The 3,081-nt window shown below is 73.8% G+C and carries 3 protein-coding genes; 2 read left to right on the top strand and 1 reads right to left on the bottom strand.

Going from position 1 to position 3,081, the window contains the following annotated elements; translation table 11 throughout:
* The first annotated feature begins 129 nt into the window (after positions 1 to 129).
* Entirely contained in the window at positions 130 to 1,065 is a 936-nt protein-coding gene (locus tag K206_RS0131410) for a patatin-like phospholipase family protein (RefSeq protein WP_020206284.1), read from the top strand.
* A gap of 83 nt (positions 1,066 to 1,148) precedes the next feature.
* Positions 1,149 to 2,627 carry an NAD(P)/FAD-dependent oxidoreductase gene (locus K206_RS0131405; RefSeq protein WP_020206283.1) on the top strand — a complete coding sequence of 493 codons (1,479 nt, stop codon included), beginning with the start codon at positions 1,149 to 1,151 and terminating at the stop codon, positions 2,625 to 2,627.
* Positions 2,628 to 2,649: 22 nt separating this feature from the next.
* On the opposite strand, the gene K206_RS39845 is transcribed toward K206_RS0131405, so the two are convergent.
* Positions 2,650 to 3,081 (bottom strand): ChaN family lipoprotein (locus K206_RS39845; protein ID WP_020206282.1); only part of this gene is annotated, 432 nt, incomplete at its 5' end.

Genomic DNA, 3,081 nt, shown 5'->3' with positions numbered 1-3,081 from the left:
ACCCCCTGTATCATTCCCCCAACCCGCGCCGCACCGGCCCCCCCAATAGCAGCCCGGCCACCCGGCCACAATCCAGGACCAGGAACGACCCGAACCGCCATGCCAGAGCCGAAGCCGGAATCCGCCCTCATGCCCGTCGGTGCCGACCATGCCCCGCCGCGCGAGCCGGACCGCATGCGCGCCGCGTCGCCGTTCGACCAGGTGGTGTTCGCCGGCGGCGGCAACCGCTGCTGGTGGCAGGCCGGCTGGTGGGACAGGGTGGCGCCCGAGCTGGGCCTGCGTCCGCGCGTGATCGCCGGCATCTCGGCCGGCGCCGCCACCGCGTGCATGATCTACACGCACGACGCGCGCCAGGTCATGGCGTACTACCAGGAGGTGCTGGCGGACAACCGGCGCAACGTCTACTGGAGCAACCTGCTGACGCGGCAGCGCGTGTTCCCGCACTACGGCATCTACCGCGGCGCGCTGCTGAGCATCTTCGCCGATGGCCGCCTGGCGCAGTTGCAGGCCGCGCCCGAGATCCGCGTCGGCGTGGCGCACATTCCGCGCTGGAGCGGGCCGCGCATGGCGGTGCTGGCGGGCCTGGTGGCCTACAACATCGAGAAGCACTGGCTCAGGACGCTGCACCCGCGGCTGGGCCGCAGGCTCGGCTTCCGTCCGGAGTTCGTGCGCGCGCAGGACTGCGCCTCGCCCGAGCAGCTGGCGGACCTGCTGCTGCAGTCGGCCTCCACGCCGCCGTTCACGCCGGTGCTGCGCCGCGACGGCCGGCCGGTGCTGGACGGCGGCATGGTCGACAATGTGCCGGTCGACGCGCTCGACCCCACGCCGGGCAACGTGCTGGTGCTGGTGACGCGGCTCTATCCGCGCCCGCGGCGCTTCGTGCTGCGGCACGGCGGGCAGCGGCGGCTTTATCTGCAACCTTCGCAGCGGGTACCGATCTCGAGCTGGGACTACACCCGGCCCGGCGCGATGATCGCTGCCTACGAACTCGGCCAGCGCGACGGGGAAACCTTTCTGCGCGAATGGCCGTCTGTCATGAAGACGGAGCTCGGCACCACCGCATAGCGTTCTTCGGACGCGCCGGCCGGCCTTGCGGCTCTGTCATCTCGATGTGCAACGCGGCCTTCGCGCCGCCACAGGAGGCATTGATGACGAAACGCCAGGCAAGACCGGCAAGCGAGCGCCAGAGCGCGCGCAGGGCGACATCCGAGCAGCCCGTCGAGCGCGTGCCGCGCCGCGGCAGGCGCCGCGGCGGCGCGCAGCGCGAGGCGGATTTCGTGGTGATCGGCGCGGGCTCCGGCGGCGTGGCCGCGGCGCGCCGCGCGGCCGCGCACGGCGCGCGCGTGGTGCTGATCGAGCGCGACGCGATCGGCGGCACCTGCGTCAACCGCGGCTGCGTGCCCAAGAAGATGCTGTCCTACGGCGGCACCCTCGCCGCCATTCTCTCGGGCTGCCTGTCGCACACCGGCGGGCGCGAGGACTGGGGCGACGCCATCGTGCGCGTCAACGCCGAGATGGCGCGCCTGCACGTGGCCTACACCCACCGCCTGCAGGAAGCCGGCGTGACGCTGCTGCACGGCGAGGCCACCGTCACCGCGCCCGACCTGGTGCAGGTCGGCGCCGAGACCATCCACGCGCGCCGCATCCTGATCGCCACCGGCGCGCGCCCGCAGACGCTGCCGGTGCCCGGCGGCGAGCTGGCCGGCACCTCCGACGACGTCTTCACCTGGCAGAGCCTGCCGGCCTCGATCGTGGTGATCGGCGGCGGCTACATCGCGGTGGAGCAGGCCTCGATCCTCTCGCGCTACGGCGTCAAGGTCGAGATGCTGGTGCGCGAGAGCCGCCTGCTCGAGCGCTTCGACCACGAGATCGCCGCGGCGCTGGCCGAGGCGCTCGCCGCCAGGGGCGTGCGCCTGCATTTCAATGCCGAGGTCACGCTGCTCAACCAGGCCAACGGCGCCATCGACGTGTGCTACCGGCAGGGCGCGCCCGATGGCGATGGCAACGATGGCGGCGGCGACCGCGTCCACACCGTGCGCGCGCAGGCCGCGCTGGCCGCCATCGGGCGCGAGCCGCAGTGGGAAAACCTGGGCCTGGCGGCGCTCGGCGTGGAGAAGTCCGCGCAGGGCGGCATCCGCGTGGACCGCTCGTTCCGCAGCCGGGTGCGCTCCATCCACGCCGTCGGCGACGCCATCGACGGCCTGCACCTCACGCCGGTGGCCAGCGCCCAGGGCCGCTGGCTGGCCGACCGCCTGTTCGGCCGGCGCGGCGAGCGCGCCGACTTCGACGTGGTGCCGACCGCGGTCTTCTGCGAGCCCGCCATCGGCAGCGTCGGCCTGACCGAGCACGAGGCCATCGCGGCCGCCGGCAAGGCCGAGCGCGTGGAAAGCGTGGTGCGCCGCTTCGTCTCGCTGGAGAACCGCTTCGCCGGCAGCGGGCAGGCGTCGATGGTGAAGCTGGTGGTCAACGCGCGCAGCGGCCGCGTGCTGGGCGCGCACATGATGGACAACGCCGCGCCGGAGATCATCCAGACGCTGGCGGTGGCGCTGCGCCTCGGCGTGAAGCTGTCGCACCTGCGCACCACGGTGCAACTGCACCCGACCGTGGCGGAAGAGTTGTTCGCTTAGGCGGGCCCGCGCCGCGCGCACCTCAGCCCATGCCGGCCGGCGCGGTGCCCGCGCCGGGCCGGGCGTCCTGGCACGGGTCCGGCCGCTTGCGCGCCGGCACCAGCACCACGCGGTCGTACTCGCCCACCTCGCCGGCGCCGGCCTGTTCCAGGTAGCCCACGCTGTAGATCTTGCCCGGCTCGGCCGCGAGCCAGCGCGGCGCGCCCACGTCGCGGCGCACGTGGCCGTTGCCGGCGATCAGCACGGCGCCGCGGTCCGCATAGGCGCGCATGGCGGCGGCCATCACGGCATCGCGCGCGGCCTGCGCGTCGAGCATGCCGGGCAGCATGGCCTTGGGGAAATTGCCGCAGTGGCCGCGGTCGAGCACGGCGGTCTGCTCGCTGACCACGTCGGCGGGCAGCGGCGCGGCCAGGCCCAGGCGCTGGCGCTCGGCCGGCTCGAACACGCCGTCGAG

The sequence above is a fragment of the Cupriavidus sp. WS genome, assembly GCF_000395345.1.
Taxonomy (GTDB): domain Bacteria; phylum Pseudomonadota; class Gammaproteobacteria; order Burkholderiales; family Burkholderiaceae; genus Cupriavidus; species Cupriavidus basilensis_B.
This window is presented reverse-complemented; position numbering and strand designations above follow the sequence as displayed.

What these genes read in the sequence shown, in the direction of transcription:
- K206_RS0131410 (WP_020206284.1), top strand. Translation starts at nt 130, where the DNA reads ATGCCCGTCGGTGCCGACCATGCCCCGCCGCGCGAGCCGGACCGCATG.
- K206_RS0131405 (WP_020206283.1), top strand. Translation starts at nt 1,149, where the DNA reads ATGACGAAACGCCAGGCAAGACCGGCAAGCGAGCGCCAGAGCGCGCGC.